Here is a 13468-nt window from a genome sequence, read left to right as displayed (position 1 = left end):
TATAATCTAAACTATTACGATGATGTAAGAATGGAGTATACAAATAAAAATAATATCTATTTATTGTTGAAAACTATAGTTTATACAATTGGTTTTCTAAGTTTAATAGGAATATCACGATTTTGGACAGGATCAAAAGAAAATTGGGATCAGATAAGAGAAAATGAATTTATTCCAGCTCTTATCACGAGAACTGTTGTTTTTACAACAGTAGGATTAGTGTTTCTAGGATTATCATTCTGGATCAATTATATTTTTAAAAAAGAGAGCCGTTTTTCGAAAGAACTGATTATTTTACTGTTGTTTTCTTTTACTCTGAATTTGATAGTATTGTCAGGTTTCATCTAATAAAGACTGAAAATAATGTATATTCTAAAATCTCAATTATCATAACAATTTGTTTTTAGGATGTTACAAGAAGAAGCGGTCATTCTTTGACCGTTATATTATTTAAAAAATAAAAATATAAAACATGAAAACTTTAAGTGGAAAATTTTCTAATTCTTGTCCATTTTAAAGCCTGTTGGCGTATAAATTGATACTACAAACTGTATTGAATTTTGATGACTAATGACTAGAACGATTGCAATTTTAATTTTCTTTTTAGGTGGTTTTTTCTTTTTAAATGCACAGGAGAAGAAAGATTCGCTGTATTACAAAATAGAAGAATTTTCAGATAAGAGAAAAGTTACCAAATTTATTCACCGCTTTATATTTCGTAGAGAGCCGGATTCAACTTCCGTTAAGTCCAGGACTGAAAAACTGTCGCAGGAGGCTTATAACAAAAAATACATCAGAAAAATCAGGATAGAGACTATTGATCCATTTGGATATGGTTCCAGGGACACTAAAGAAAGATCCAGATGGTATGATTGGGTGGCAGATCATCTTCATGCCAATACAAAAAACTCCACCGTAAATAATTATCTGCTTTTTGAAGAAGGTGAAGAATACAACGCCCAGAAACTCTATGAATCTGAGCGTTTGCTCAGAGCAATGCCATTTGTGAACAGAGTGAATATCAGTGTTTCCGACAGTACATCCAGTAAAGATTCTATTGATGTAGTGGTAAAAGTCCTGGATTCCTGGAGTCTGAAACCCAGGATCAGCTATTCAGGAAGTAAACTCGGTCTGGGAGCTACTGAAGAAAATGTATTGGGATTAGGACACACCCTTGATTTCCTTTACAGAAATGATTCCAAAGAAAAGCAGGATTATCTTTTGGGAAGCTATACAGCCTATAACCTTTTAGGCACTTATATCAATGCCCAGCTTCTTGGCGAACGGGATTTTTTGAGAAACGAAAGAATCAATTTCAATGTAAGAAGAGACTTTTTCTCGCCTTTGACGAAATGGGCGGGTGGTTTTACATTTGAATATTTTAAGAGGAATGTTTTGCTTCCTACAGAAACCGATACGGCTTTTCCGGAAGTTCAGATCAAAGTGTACAGCCAGGATTTATGGGGTGGTTATCAGATTCCCGTTTCATCAGATCCAAACGAAAAAGTATCCAGCAATATTGCAATAATAGGACGATTTCAGAATTACCAGTATAAAGACAGTCCGGGAATAGACCAGTATAAATACTTTAGCTCATACAACAGTTTTCTGATGTCTGTTGGGTTTATCCACAGAAACTTTTCGGTTCAGAGAAATATTTTTCAATATGATTTGCCGGAAGATGTTGCGTACGGTAATTCGGTGAACATTATTGCGGGAGGCTTATCAAGAAATAAAGAAGTGAACCCTTATGTGGGAATTTCTGCTTCTTACGGTAGTTTTATAAAGGTAGGATATTTCACTGTCAAAGCTCAGTTTGGACGTTTTTTTAATGAAGACAGTCAGAATAGGGAGTCTTTCCGTGTAGACGGAACTTATTTTACGAATCTTATGGATTGGAAATTTGCCAAAGCAAGACATTTCTTTTCTCCAACGTTAGCCCTTGGAAATCCACAGCATAATTACTCATACAAGGACAGGATAAACCTTTCTTCTGCAGATGAATTTCCTGTTTACAATTCAGATTATATCGGAACTAAAAAACTGGTTTTAAGATATCAGCTCCAGTTGTTTATTAACAAAACCTGGAAGAATTTCCATTTCAGTCCTTATTTAACTACCGCGGTTGGCTGGCTGGGAATGCCTGATGATAAACTATTGAAAACCAAAGCTAATGCAAAAATCGGAATAGGTGTTTTAATTAATAATCCGTATCTGGTGTTCAACAGGATTCAGATTTCTTTCATGTATTATCCGCGGGTTCCGTTTGATAACAACTCTGTTTTTGATTTTAACAGCAATAGAAATAATCTTTTACCAATGAATAATTTTGCAACAGATGTTCCTCATTTTGTGAACTTTGGGAATTGATAAAGGAGTGTTTTAAATTTCACCCATTACAAACATATTCTCCATGGTAGGCACTTTACTTCCGCCTTCTTTTTCGAGCGTAATGGCAAAAGCCTGAGCATTGGAAATATTGGCCAGTGCAATGTTGCTGTCTTTATCTTCGGTGTACATTCCTGCACTCACAGGTTGTCCGTCTTCGATGGCCCAAAGCTGATATTGCATTCCAGTAGGAGCTTTAGGCAGTTTTTCCGCATTCAGATAGACTTCTTTTGTTTTTTTATCCCAGAAAACCATTGCTTTGGAATCCGTATGTTTTTCTACCCCTTTCAGCATGACCATCTGCATATCAGGATTGGAGAACATATCAATCTTACGGTTCATTTTTTTCATTGCCAGATCCTGAGCTTGTTTTTCTGCAGACAGCAAAGCGATTTCCTTTTTATGGGAGGATTGGCTGCTCATCCAGAATAAATTGCCGGCAACACTTATCAGGAACAATGCAGAAGCTGCTATTGCATAGGTTTTCCAGCGGGTATTTCCCTGAATATTTACTCTTTCCGGAATTTCTTTATGATCTTTTGTCTCAGGAATATCTGTTGAAAGAACAGGTGTTACTTCTTCAACAGTTTGTTCCTGCTGAATTTTATTCCAGATTTTAGATTTCAAATCACTTGGAGGTGTTACAGCCTGAGCGGTAGCAAGATGTTCCAAAGTTTTTTGGGCTTCTTCAAAAGCAGCCTTTACTTCAGCATTATTTTTCATCACACACTCCAAAATCCCTGCTTCCTCAGGAGAAGTATGGCCAAGAATATAAGATTCTATAATTCCGGATGATATGTATTCTTTTGTGTTCAATTTATTGATAATCTTTTAGCAAATCTTTTAATTTCATCAGTGCATTACGCATTTTCGTTTTCACTGTTCCCAGCGGTATCTTCAGCTTTTCGGATATTTCATGTTGAGTGTATCCCTGATAATAAGCAAGATTTATGAGTTCCTGCTTGTCTGTTTCCAGCCCTTCCAGCACATTGTTAAACCCGATATAATCAGATGAATTGTTGACCGTTGAAAGCTCTGTAGTATTATATACGAAATCCGGAAGTGGTTGGTTTTTAAGCTCATTCTGGAATCCTTTAGACTTTAAATAATCAATAGCCGTATTTCTTGCAATATTGATCATCCAGGTATAAAACCTCCCTTTGGAGGCGTCATACTGATGGATAGAGTTCCATATTTTAACAAAAACATCCTGAATTACTTCCTCAGTATATTCTTTAGATTGAACGATCCGGAGAATGATTCCGTACAGCGCACCAGAATAGTGGTCATACAGATAATGAAAACCAGTTTCGTTTTTTTCTTTTAATAAAACGATAAGTTCTTCTTCCGAATAGGTTGTTTTAATAGCTTTTATTTTTCTATTCAAATGTAATAAAATAAAACATATAGTCAATAAAATCCAATTCGTCTTTTATTTCGTACATGATTTTTTGAAAATTATTGAAAAATATTTAATGTGAGAGATTACATTTTCAAGATTGTTTCTTTTTTTTAATAAAAAATAAATTATTGTAAATCAATGTGTTGTAATAAATTTCATTTTTTTTCAATCTGAAATGAAACCGACCTCGTAAATGACATTAAAAGCACAATTAAATATAATTAATTAAAAATCAACGCAATGAACACACAGTCAAAAATCACAGTTTTAGCAATGGTCGTTTTATCATTTGCTTTTGGCGGGAAGGTAACAGCACAAACGATGAAAGAAAAAACAGTAATGGTAGGAGGAGCCCCTATGTATCCCTCCAAAAATATTATTGAAAACGCAGTCAATTCCAAAGATCACAAAACCCTTGTTGCTGCAGTGAAAGCTGCCGGTTTGGTAGAAACATTACAGAGCGCAGGGCCTTTTACCGTACTGGCTCCCACAGATGCTGCGTTTGCAAAACTTCCGAAAGGAACGGTAGAAAGTCTTGTAAAGCCTGAAAATAAAGCGATGCTTGCAAGTATCTTAACCTATCATGTTCTTTCTGGAAAATACAGCACAAAAGAAATCTGGGCTGCTGTGAAAGCAGGAAATGGAAAAAGTATGATGAAAACTGTACAGGGAGAAGATCTTACATTCTGGACTAAAGGGAAAGACCTTTACATAAAGGATGCAAAAGGAAACAGTGCCAAAGTGACTATCGCAGATGTGAACCAGTCTAACGGGGTGATCCATGTAATTGATACGGTTCTAATGCCTTAATAATGTAAGATATAAAACAGCATACCGGAATATGCTGTTTTTCTTTTTTATATATCCGAACACTAAAAAAATAATAGCATGAAAAAAACAATTCAGGTTTCTAATCAGGGAGTTACCCTTGATACAAGCAGAAGAAACTTTTTAAAATTAAGTGGAGTAGGATTAGCCATCGCAGGTCTTACCTTCATAGGATGTGATGACAATGATGATTTTCAGATCATAGATGAACCTAAATATGATCTGGGGACAGGAGATGTGGGCATATTAAACTATGCCTATGCACTCGAGCAGCTGGAAGCAGATTTTTATACGAAAGTGGTGAATAATTTTTATACGGGAATTTCAAGTATTGAGAAAGAAGTTTTCACAGACCTTTATCATCATGAAGTGATTCACCGGGATTTCTTTAAAGCAGCCATCAGCGGTGCTACAGACCATGTGCTACCCAAACTGGAATTCCAGTATCCGAATGTGAATTTTAATGATCGTAATTCCGTATTAGCCACAGCAAAAGCTTTGGAAGATACAGGAGTAGCAGCCTACAACGGGGCAGGGAAATATATTTCCAATCCTGCTTATCTGGTGATTGCCGGCAAAATAGTTTCGGTAGAGGCCAGGCATGCTTCCGCCATCAGAAATTTAATTAATCCGGGAACTGCTGATTTTTCGGGAGATGATGTGATAGATGCGAACGGACTTGATCTTGCAAAAGAGCCCAAAGATATCGTAATGGCTGCAGGAGCGTTTATCAAAACACCTTTTACCTGGAAAGAAAGAGGCATTAACTAATCATTCACCTTTAAAAATTACATTATGAATATTCTTAAATTACTGGATAAGCTTTCTTATGATCAATTTTTCACAAAGGAAGCTTCAAGACTGGAAACGATTACGAATATGTCTTTATTCGGAAAAAAAGCAGCTACAGCTGCAGTACCGCTTGGATTAGGAACGCTGATGGCTGCCTCCGCCAAAGCGGAAACTACAAAAACAAATTTAACAGGCTATGCTTTAAAAAGTACCCTGACGGATGCCTTACAACTGGCATTGGCTCTGGAATATCTTGAAAATGAATATTACAGTATAGGATTATCCACACCAGGATTGATTCCCACTGGAGACAGAACTGTTTTTATGCAGATTTCAAAACATGAATCAGCCCATGTCAGCTTTCTGAAAAGTACACTCACTTCTCTTGGAACAACACCGGGAAATAAACCAACCTTTGACTTTACAGCCAGCGGAAATTTTTCGCCTTTTACAGATTATAATCAGTTTCTTATTCTCGCCCAGGCTTTTGAAGATACCGGAGTAAGAGCTTATAAAGGACAGGCGGGAAACGTAATGTCCAATAAAGTTGTGCTTCAGGCTGCATTACAGATTCACTCTGTTGAAGCCAGACATGCTTCACAGGTAAGAAGAATGAGAGCTAATAAAGGATGGATTGAGCTTGCTGACGGGGGAAATATGCCGTCCGCAACCAATCCTGTGTATGCCGGAGAAGACAATGTAAACCAGGCGGGCTATAATACAGGAACTTTATTTGGAGCGGCAGCAGGTTCTGCAGCTTACGATGAAATATTAAGTGGCAGCGATGCACAGACTATTGCTTCCTTGTTCATAGTTTAGTTGTGATTTGGATGATGATAAAGTGGTGTCCATTTCCGGAATTTTCCGGAAATGGATTTTTTATATTCTGTCAAATTGTATGGGTCCATGGAATTTACTTCCCTCCTTTCTTTAATAAACTTTTGAAGTGCTGATGGAGCAGAATTGGGCAGGTATTGGTTGAAATAAAAAATCCCCAGTAATGCTGGGGATAAAAACTAATAACCATGAAACTCAAATTAATGAGATAATCAAGCCACAAATGTATTGAAAAAAGATTCAAAGTCCCATTATTTTGAATTATTTTTTCTGTTTTTTTTAAAAAAGTATAGAATGTCTCAATGTTTGCTGCCCGAAATCATCTCAAAAAAATAAAATATTTTTAATTGTAGATAGATCTTAAAAAAGATAAGCTGTACGCCTATCTTATATAACCGCTGCTCAACATCCGTAACCCTCAGTTTTTCAGCGGATCAGTTAATTTGAATGTTATTCTTATGATTAAATGATAGATTCTATTGTAGTGTTTTCAAGTGAGTAGTAAACTCATTGTAATCTATACTGCCTACATTTTTATCAATTACTTTTCCATCTTTTATGATAAAAGTTAATGGGATGGAACTATATCCCAACAGACCATTTCCTCCTAAAAAGGTTTTGATGGCTTCAATGTATTCAATATTCTGAAGCGTAATATCGTTGATTGTATTATTAGCAAGAAAAGTTTTTAATTTTTCAGCATCTTCATCAATAGATAGAAAAACAAACTTTATGTTTGGGTTCTCTTTACTTATTTTTTTGAAAGTAGGAATTTCCTGAATGCAAGGTTTACACCACGGAGCCCAAACATTTACCACAACGAGTCCATCTTTATTCAGATATTCTTTTTGAAAAGGACTATCTTCAATATTTCCGGAGAATTTTGTTTTAAGCTGATTGATTATAGGAGGATCAACAGTACTTATTTTGATGAATTTTAATCCCAGAAAAATGGCTGCTGCTGGAATAATTATAATTAATATTATTTTTTTTAGCATTTGTTTTTTTGCAAAATTAAGTAATTCTTCAATCTGATAAATGTTCAAAACTGTAGATATTAAACTACAGGAATAGCAAATTAAATTGTCAGAAGCCAGATCTTATTATCATTTTATAATTCTTATTTTTTTAATAATAAAGTAGATTATATCTATTGATCTGTTGTTTTGTGATAGATTTTAAAAATTATCTAAATTGAATTTATTGAGAAGGATTCGGAAGATCAACGGTCTATATTTGCTCCACAATAAATAAGAAATTATGAAAAAAAATGTGTTTTTAGCTGGGATTCTTATCACTTCTACACTGTATTCTCAACAACTGACAACTAATACAGGAAGCCCTGTAGGAGATAATCAAAATTCTAAAACGGTAGGAAATAACGGACCTGTTTTACTGGAAGATATTCATTTAATTGAGAAGTTAGCGGCTTTTGACAGAGAAAGAATTCCTGAAAGGGTAGTGCATGCGAGAGGGGCCGGAGCTATTGGCGAATTTGTTGCAGATGCCGATTTTTCAGAGGTTACCATGGCTGACTTTTTATCAAAAGCAGGAAAGAAAACGCCTGTATTGGTAAGATTTTCTACTGTAGTACATCAGCAGGGATCTCCGGAAACTTTCAGAGATCCAAGAGGATTTGCAGTTAAATTTTATACTGATCAGGGAAATTATGATTTAGTGGGAAACAACTTACCGGTGTTTTTCATCAGGGATGCCATGAAATTTCCTGATATGGTTCACGCTTTTAAACCATCTCCGGTTACCAATAACGCTTCTGATAATAACAGGGTTTTTGATTTTATGGCTAATATTCCGGAAGCTACGCATACGCTGACTTGGTTGTTTTCAGATTATAGTATTCCTGCCAGTTACAGGGAAATGCAGGGGAATGGGGTACATGCCTTCAAATGGGTCAATGCAAAAGGAGAAGTAACGTATGTAAAGTATAAATGGGTTCCTCAGCAAGGCGAAAAGAATCTTACTCAGGAAGAGGCCGATAAAATTCAATCTACACAAATAGAACATGCTACGAGAGATTTGTACAATGCTATTAGCAATAAAAACTTTCCGAAGTGGGATTTGTATATACAGATGCTGAAAAAAGATGACTTTGAAAAGCTTGATTTTAATCCGGTAGATGTGACCAAAATATGGCCGGAATCTATTGCAAAATCGGTTAAAGCAGGAACAATGACTCTTAATCAGAATCCGACGAACTATTTTCAGCAGGTAGAACAGGCCGCTTTTTCTCCGGGAACTCTTGTACCGGGAATTGAACCATCAGAAGATAAACTGTTACAAGGAAGACTATTTTCTTATTTTGACACTCAGAGACATAGGATCGGAGGAAATTTCCAGCAATTACCAATTAATGCATCAAAGAATGAAGCGATGACATACAATCAAAACGGTTACATGTCTATGAGACCTCAAAGCGGAGAAGTCAATTACCAGCCGTCAGCGGGAAAACCGGAAGTGACCGATAACAAAAAATTCAAATACTCTCAGACTATTTTTCCAATGGGTACATCATCAGTACAGGCGAAAATAGATAAGGAAAATAATTTTAAACAGGCCGGAGAACTGTACAGGTCTTTCTCTAAAAAAGATCAGGATAACCTGATTAAAAACCTTGGAAATGCTTTGAACAGTGTTACCAATAAAAAAGTAGTGGCTAAAATGATCTCTTACTTCTATCAGGCAGATTCAGAATATGGAAAACGTCTGGCGCAATATGTTAAAATGGACCGCCAGCAGCTGGAATCTTTATTGTCTTCAAAATAAGAATAATGAGATACTTTATTTCCGTCGTTATTTTGTTTCTTGCGATGAGCAGAATGAGCGCGCAAAACATCTTTTCGTATGCAAAGACAGGTAATATAGAAGCCATGTCTAAGTTAAAAAAAGATATTGATTCTAAAAACACAGGAGGCTATACTCCCTTAATCTTAACCGTATACCATAACCATTACAAAGCGGCCCGATGGATGCTTGAAAACGGAGCTCATCCTGATCTGCAGGATCAAAGTGGTAATACAGCATTAATGGGTGCCGCTTTTAAAGGATACAAAGAAATGGTTTCATTACTTATTTCCTTTAAAGCGGATATGAATGCCAAAAATTACAATGATGCAACAGCTCTGATTTATGCAGCCGTTTTTGGCAGAACAGAAATCCTGAAAATACTCTTAGAAAAAGGAGCTGATAAAAATATAAAGGATAACAGAGGAAACACAGCTTTGCAGCATGCTCTGATGCAAAATAATGAAGAAGCTGTAAAATTGCTTCAAGGAGAATCAGTAATTAAATAATATAATTGCTGGTTAAAAATAAAAAATCCCCTTTATCCATCTGATATTGGGGATTTTGTTTTGGTATTACATCTTAGTGTTTGTTAGAATGCTCGTTATTATTTGTATTTGTGTGCCTGGTTTTTATCTCCTAACCGTACAAGATCTACCGTGTTTTTAATGTTTAGTTTTTTGTAGACTCTTGCTTTGTAGGTGCTTACTGTAGAAAGATGCAGGTTCAGTTCATTCGAGATCTCAATATTGCCGTATCCTTTTATCAATAAATCAAATATTTCCTTTTCTCTTTCGGATAAGGCTTCTATCGGGTTGATAGGAGTGTCTTTTTTAGCGGAAGAAACCAGTTTTTTTACAATATCCGGGGAATAATAAGTTCCTGTTTCAAAGATGTTTTCTACGGCTTCCAGGATATTATTTTCATCACATAATTTATTAATGTATCCGTCAGCCCCTTCAATGATATACTGTACTGCAATATCATTGTCATACACCGAAAACACTAAAATCTTAAGATCCGGCTGTATTTTTTTTACTTCACCAATCATGCTCAGATACTTACTCTCCGGCATATTGATATCCAGGATCAATAAGTCGAATTTCTCAATGAGTAGTTGATCTGTTAGATCTGTATAAGATTCTGCGTAAGAAATCTTCACATCTTTGTAGTGTGATTCCAGAATAAGGGTGGTTCCCAACCTTACTACAAAATGATCATCAGCAATAATAATTTTTCTATCCATATTTTTGTTTTTTTATTTTAATCGATACTATTGTTCCATATGGGTTATTGTTTTTAAAGTCTATTTTACCGTTGATCATCATGAGTAACTGAAGAATAAGATGCAGTCCCAAGCTATATTTTTGTAAAATGAGTTTTTCATTTTCAATATTTTTCTGAAGCTTTTCATAGTACGTCATCTGTTCCTGGCTCATTCCTTTTCCTGTATCTCTTACTTCCAGAAAAAAGATGCTGTCATCTTCAATAGTAGACAGTTCTATGGTTCCATTTGTTGTATTTTTTATCGCATTATCTATTAAATTATGAATAATAACCGCTACTACATTCTGGTTGATTTGGGAGTAAGTAGGATTTTTAACATGATTAATGATCTGCGTGTTTTGTTCTTTGGCAGCTCCTTCAAAAAGAGTTTTTTTGGATTCAATAACTTCGTAAATATTATAGGTTTCCTTTTTTTCGGAAACATTATAAATTTCGGCGTATTCCTTCAGGGTTTTTACAAAGTTGTAGAACTCTATAGAAGATTTATAAAAGCTTTCAAAGTGCTTTTTTTGTATATAATGATCGTGTTCATCAGTTTCATACAATTTCTTTGCAGCAATAGACAGATATTTGATAGGAGTGATAATGTCGTGACTTATTGTCTCCAGCAATTTTTTCTGCTGAACACTTTCTTTTCGAAGCTGTTCCTTTGTATATTCCAGTTTTGAAACTGTTTTTAATAATTTCTGAGTTCTTGTTTCAATGATTTTTTCCAGTTCTCTTTTTTTTAGTTCCTGTCTTCTTATTCGTAGTTTGATTAGCTTTAATAAGATGAGTGATAGAATTAAAATGACAAAAAACTTAAAAAGTAATGTTTGGTAGAATAGATATTTTACATCAATATTCAGTGTTTTGTAAATGTATTTTCCTGTTGGAGAGGCTAGTACTCTGATGATAAGCTGATATTTTCCGGGTTCCAGATTGGTGATGTAGTATTTCCCATCACTATTTACTTTCTCCCATTTCTCATTTTTAGAGCCTTTTAGTTTGGCTTCAATTACAAGGTTTACCCGGTTGGCATAATAAGGTACATCTACCAAAATCAAGGCTTTGTAGAAATTATTTTCCAAATTGATGGTATTTTCTTGTATGTTGCTTTTCGAATCATAAAATACAACACGTTCCATGAAGAAATTTTGCGGATAATAACTTTTTATTTTTTTAGGATCAAAAAATACCAGTCCTTTTATGGAAGGGAAAACAAAACTTCCATTTTGTAGAATTGCAGAACTGGGAGAACATCCTCCGTTGAATTCATTGGTATTGAACCCATCTTCTTTGCTGTATCTGTAATAATATACAGAAGACTTCCTATCTCTGGAATAGTTCAGAAGATTGTTTTTCAGTACCTGAAATAATCCGTTATTGGTGCTGATCCAGAAAAATCCTTTTTTATCTTCCAGAATTGTATGTGAAAACAAAAGGTAGCCGTCCTTATCTTCAGGCATTTTTATTAATTCTTTGTTTTTGTAAAGAAAAAAGCCGTTTCCCTGAGTCATGATCCAGAAGCTTCCATCATTCGTTTTTACAATTTCCCTTACATTCAAAGACTTTTCAGATACTTTTTTTAATGTGAAATCGGGAGTTTCTACAGAATATAAAGCATCTCTGGTCCCCACCAACCATTTGTTCTGACCATATTCCTGCACAGAGGTTACAATATTTGGGATTGAAAGTTGTAAGAATGGATTTTTAAAACTGGCATCTTTGTAAAAAGCAAGCTGGGTACTTAATGAAGCTGTATGAAATGCTATGACATAATAATTGTTCATGTTCCAGAGGCAAGATGCTGTTTTTCCAAAATAAAGTTTTTCCTTTCCTGAATAATTGACATTGTTAAGAAAACGCAGTAGAGAAAAATCATTTTGAATAATTATATTTTTTTGATCATCATATAATAAAAAATACCTGCTTGTTGTACTGAAGTGATATTGTTTTTCCAGTCCGTTTTCACTGTAAACATCTCCCGAAGATGTAATTACCTTATCCGTTCCAAAAGGCAGCAGGGAATAAAAAATATTATCATAAGATTTATCTGATTTGTTGACCACATGAAAATTATTGAATTTGATTACATTAAGCCCATCAGATAAGGTTCCCAGGTATAGCTTATTATTTGCTTCATCATGATAAATAGAGGATAAAGAATTTTTCTTAAGGTCATAAGCTGCAAGTTTTTTTAAACTGACAGCATTGTTTTCATAGACTATTTTATACAGAATGCGATCCTGAATAATAAAAGACTGATTATTAATCTGACTCCAGTATACCTTGACATCATTTTGGAAAAAAATATCAGGAGCATCTGTGTATGTAATTTTTTCGGAGGTGATTTTAACGATTTTTTTCAGTGCCTTGGATATAATAAATATATTTTCTCCCAAACAAAACGTGTCCAATATAAAATCCTTCGGCAGTCCTTTTATTGTCGCAATATTTTTATGCTTATACTGTATTGTTCCATCATTAGATAGATGATAATAACTATTCTTATTAAAATAAATAAAGAATTTCTTAAGATCAATCTCTTCTAAAACTCCATTTTTCATAAATACTGAATATGACCTGCTTTCACTCAGTACTTTTTTTATGCAGTGGTTCTTTTTCTGTAAAATACTTACATTTCTTTTGGATATTAAAGTGGTGTTTTCACTGTAAGCGGTTAAATTATAAATAGAGTCTTTTTCAGCATTTCCAAAAAAAAAGGAGAATCTGTTATTCTTAAGATTAAGATGATTAAAGGTTACGAAATTATATCCGTCATACCGCACAAGTCCGTTCTCTGTACTCATCCAGATAAATCCATATTTGTCTTTGGTAATATCCTTTACACTATTCTGCGGAAGTCCGTTGTCTGTATCATACCAAACAGAGGCTGTCTGCTGGCTACAACAGATTTGTATACAGAATAATAAAATGAAAATATAGATTTTAAGAGGCATCAGTTGTGGATTGATAATTATGTGTGTTTTTTAATAGATATAGTGAATTATTATTATAAAGTTAGGAAAAATTAACGGCCAGCAAAAGTATACAATGTCATTTTTAAACTACACACTATTAAATTTAAAATTACAATCACGACTATCTATTTTTACAATAATTATTTTACCATCCGTATGGGTTATCTGA

The 13468-nt window shown here is 34.5% G+C and carries 11 protein-coding genes; 6 read left to right on the top strand and 5 right to left on the bottom strand.

Annotation, left to right across the window (positions count from 1 at the left end; all coding sequences use genetic code 11):
- Positions 1-570: 570 nt before the first annotated feature.
- Positions 571-2370 carry a hypothetical protein gene (locus tag KYG33_RS05930; protein ID WP_180563957.1) on the top strand — a complete coding sequence of 600 codons (1800 nt, stop codon included), beginning with the start codon at positions 571-573 and terminating at the stop codon, positions 2368-2370.
- Positions 2371-2382: 12 nt separating this feature from the next.
- Here KYG33_RS05930 and KYG33_RS05925 read toward each other — a convergent pair whose 3' ends face one another.
- Together KYG33_RS05925 and KYG33_RS05920 are read right to left on the bottom strand one after the other, a co-directional pair.
- Positions 2383-3204, bottom strand: a complete 822-nt coding sequence (locus KYG33_RS05925) for an anti-sigma factor domain-containing protein (protein WP_219072841.1) — start codon at positions 3202-3204, stop codon at positions 2383-2385.
- A 1-nt stretch (position 3205) separates the two neighbouring features.
- Complete coding sequence (locus KYG33_RS05920) at positions 3206-3775, bottom strand: RNA polymerase sigma factor (RefSeq protein ID WP_228408798.1); 570 nt, start codon at positions 3773-3775, stop codon at positions 3206-3208.
- Positions 3776-4030: 255 nt separating this feature from the next.
- On the opposite strand from KYG33_RS05920, the gene KYG33_RS05915 reads away from it, so the two are divergent.
- The 3 genes from KYG33_RS05915 (at position 4031) to KYG33_RS05905 (ending at position 6229) form a co-directional block, all read left to right on the top strand.
- Positions 4031-4600 carry a fasciclin domain-containing protein gene (locus KYG33_RS05915; RefSeq protein ID WP_219072840.1) on the top strand — a complete coding sequence of 190 codons (570 nt, stop codon included), beginning with the start codon at positions 4031-4033 and terminating at the stop codon, positions 4598-4600.
- A 78-nt stretch (positions 4601-4678) separates the two neighbouring features.
- The gene (locus KYG33_RS05910; RefSeq protein ID WP_219072839.1) at positions 4679-5389 is read left to right on the top strand and encodes a ferritin-like domain-containing protein; all 711 of its coding nucleotides are present in this window, start codon (positions 4679-4681) and stop codon (positions 5387-5389) included.
- 24 nt (positions 5390-5413) lie between these two features.
- Positions 5414-6229: a ferritin-like domain-containing protein gene (locus tag KYG33_RS05905; RefSeq protein WP_077416617.1), complete on the top strand. Its 816-nt coding sequence runs from the start codon at positions 5414-5416 to the stop codon at positions 6227-6229.
- A 494-nt stretch (positions 6230-6723) separates the two neighbouring features.
- On the opposite strand, the gene KYG33_RS05900 is transcribed toward KYG33_RS05905, so the two are convergent.
- On the bottom strand, positions 6724-7245 hold the full coding sequence (locus tag KYG33_RS05900) for a TlpA family protein disulfide reductase (RefSeq protein WP_077416619.1): 522 nt from the start codon (positions 7243-7245) through the stop codon (positions 6724-6726).
- A 262-nt stretch (positions 7246-7507) separates the two neighbouring features.
- Between KYG33_RS05900 and KYG33_RS05895 the strand changes: the two genes are divergently transcribed.
- Positions 7508-9031, top strand: coding sequence for a catalase (locus KYG33_RS05895; RefSeq protein ID WP_219072838.1), 1524 nt, complete (start codon positions 7508-7510; stop codon positions 9029-9031).
- 5 nt (positions 9032-9036) lie between these two features.
- A complete protein-coding gene (locus tag KYG33_RS05890) occupies positions 9037-9558 on the top strand; it encodes an ankyrin repeat domain-containing protein (RefSeq protein ID WP_219072837.1) in 522 nt (173 codons plus the stop codon).
- A gap of 98 nt (positions 9559-9656) precedes the next feature.
- On the opposite strand, the gene KYG33_RS05885 is transcribed toward KYG33_RS05890, so the two are convergent.
- Positions 9657-10295, bottom strand: a complete 639-nt coding sequence (locus tag KYG33_RS05885) for a response regulator transcription factor (RefSeq protein WP_077416623.1) — start codon at positions 10293-10295, stop codon at positions 9657-9659.
- The gene (locus tag KYG33_RS05880) at positions 10288-13278 is read right to left on the bottom strand and encodes a two-component regulator propeller domain-containing protein (RefSeq protein WP_077416625.1); all 2991 of its coding nucleotides are present in this window, start codon (positions 13276-13278) and stop codon (positions 10288-10290) included. Before KYG33_RS05880 ends, KYG33_RS05885 begins: the two co-directional genes overlap by 8 nt.
- Between the last annotated feature and the right edge of the window lie 190 nt (positions 13279-13468).

The organism is Chryseobacterium sp. D764, assembly GCF_019317325.1.
GTDB lineage: Bacteria > Bacteroidota > Bacteroidia > Flavobacteriales > Weeksellaceae > Chryseobacterium.
This window is presented reverse-complemented; position numbering and strand designations above follow the sequence as displayed.

Bases quoted from the DNA above. Each gene is read 5' to 3' on its own strand.
- KYG33_RS05930 (WP_180563957.1), top strand. From the start codon at position 571: ATGACTAGAACGATTGCAATTTTAATTTTCTTTTTAGGTGGTTTTTTC.
- KYG33_RS05915 (WP_219072840.1), top strand. From the start codon at position 4,031: ATGAACACACAGTCAAAAATCACAGTTTTAGCAATGGTCGTTTTATCA.
- KYG33_RS05910 (WP_219072839.1), top strand. From the start codon at position 4,679: ATGAAAAAAACAATTCAGGTTTCTAATCAGGGAGTTACCCTTGATACA.
- KYG33_RS05905 (WP_077416617.1), top strand. From the start codon at position 5,414: ATGAATATTCTTAAATTACTGGATAAGCTTTCTTATGATCAATTTTTC.
- KYG33_RS05900 (WP_077416619.1), bottom strand. From the start codon at position 7,245: ATGCTAAAAAAAATAATATTAATTATAATTATTCCAGCAGCAGCCATT.
- KYG33_RS05895 (WP_219072838.1), top strand. From the start codon at position 7,508: ATGAAAAAAAATGTGTTTTTAGCTGGGATTCTTATCACTTCTACACTG.
- KYG33_RS05890 (WP_219072837.1), top strand. From the start codon at position 9,037: ATGAGATACTTTATTTCCGTCGTTATTTTGTTTCTTGCGATGAGCAGA.
- KYG33_RS05885 (WP_077416623.1), bottom strand. From the start codon at position 10,295: ATGGATAGAAAAATTATTATTGCTGATGATCATTTTGTAGTAAGGTTG.
- KYG33_RS05880 (WP_077416625.1), bottom strand. From the start codon at position 13,278: ATGCCTCTTAAAATCTATATTTTCATTTTATTATTCTGTATACAAATC.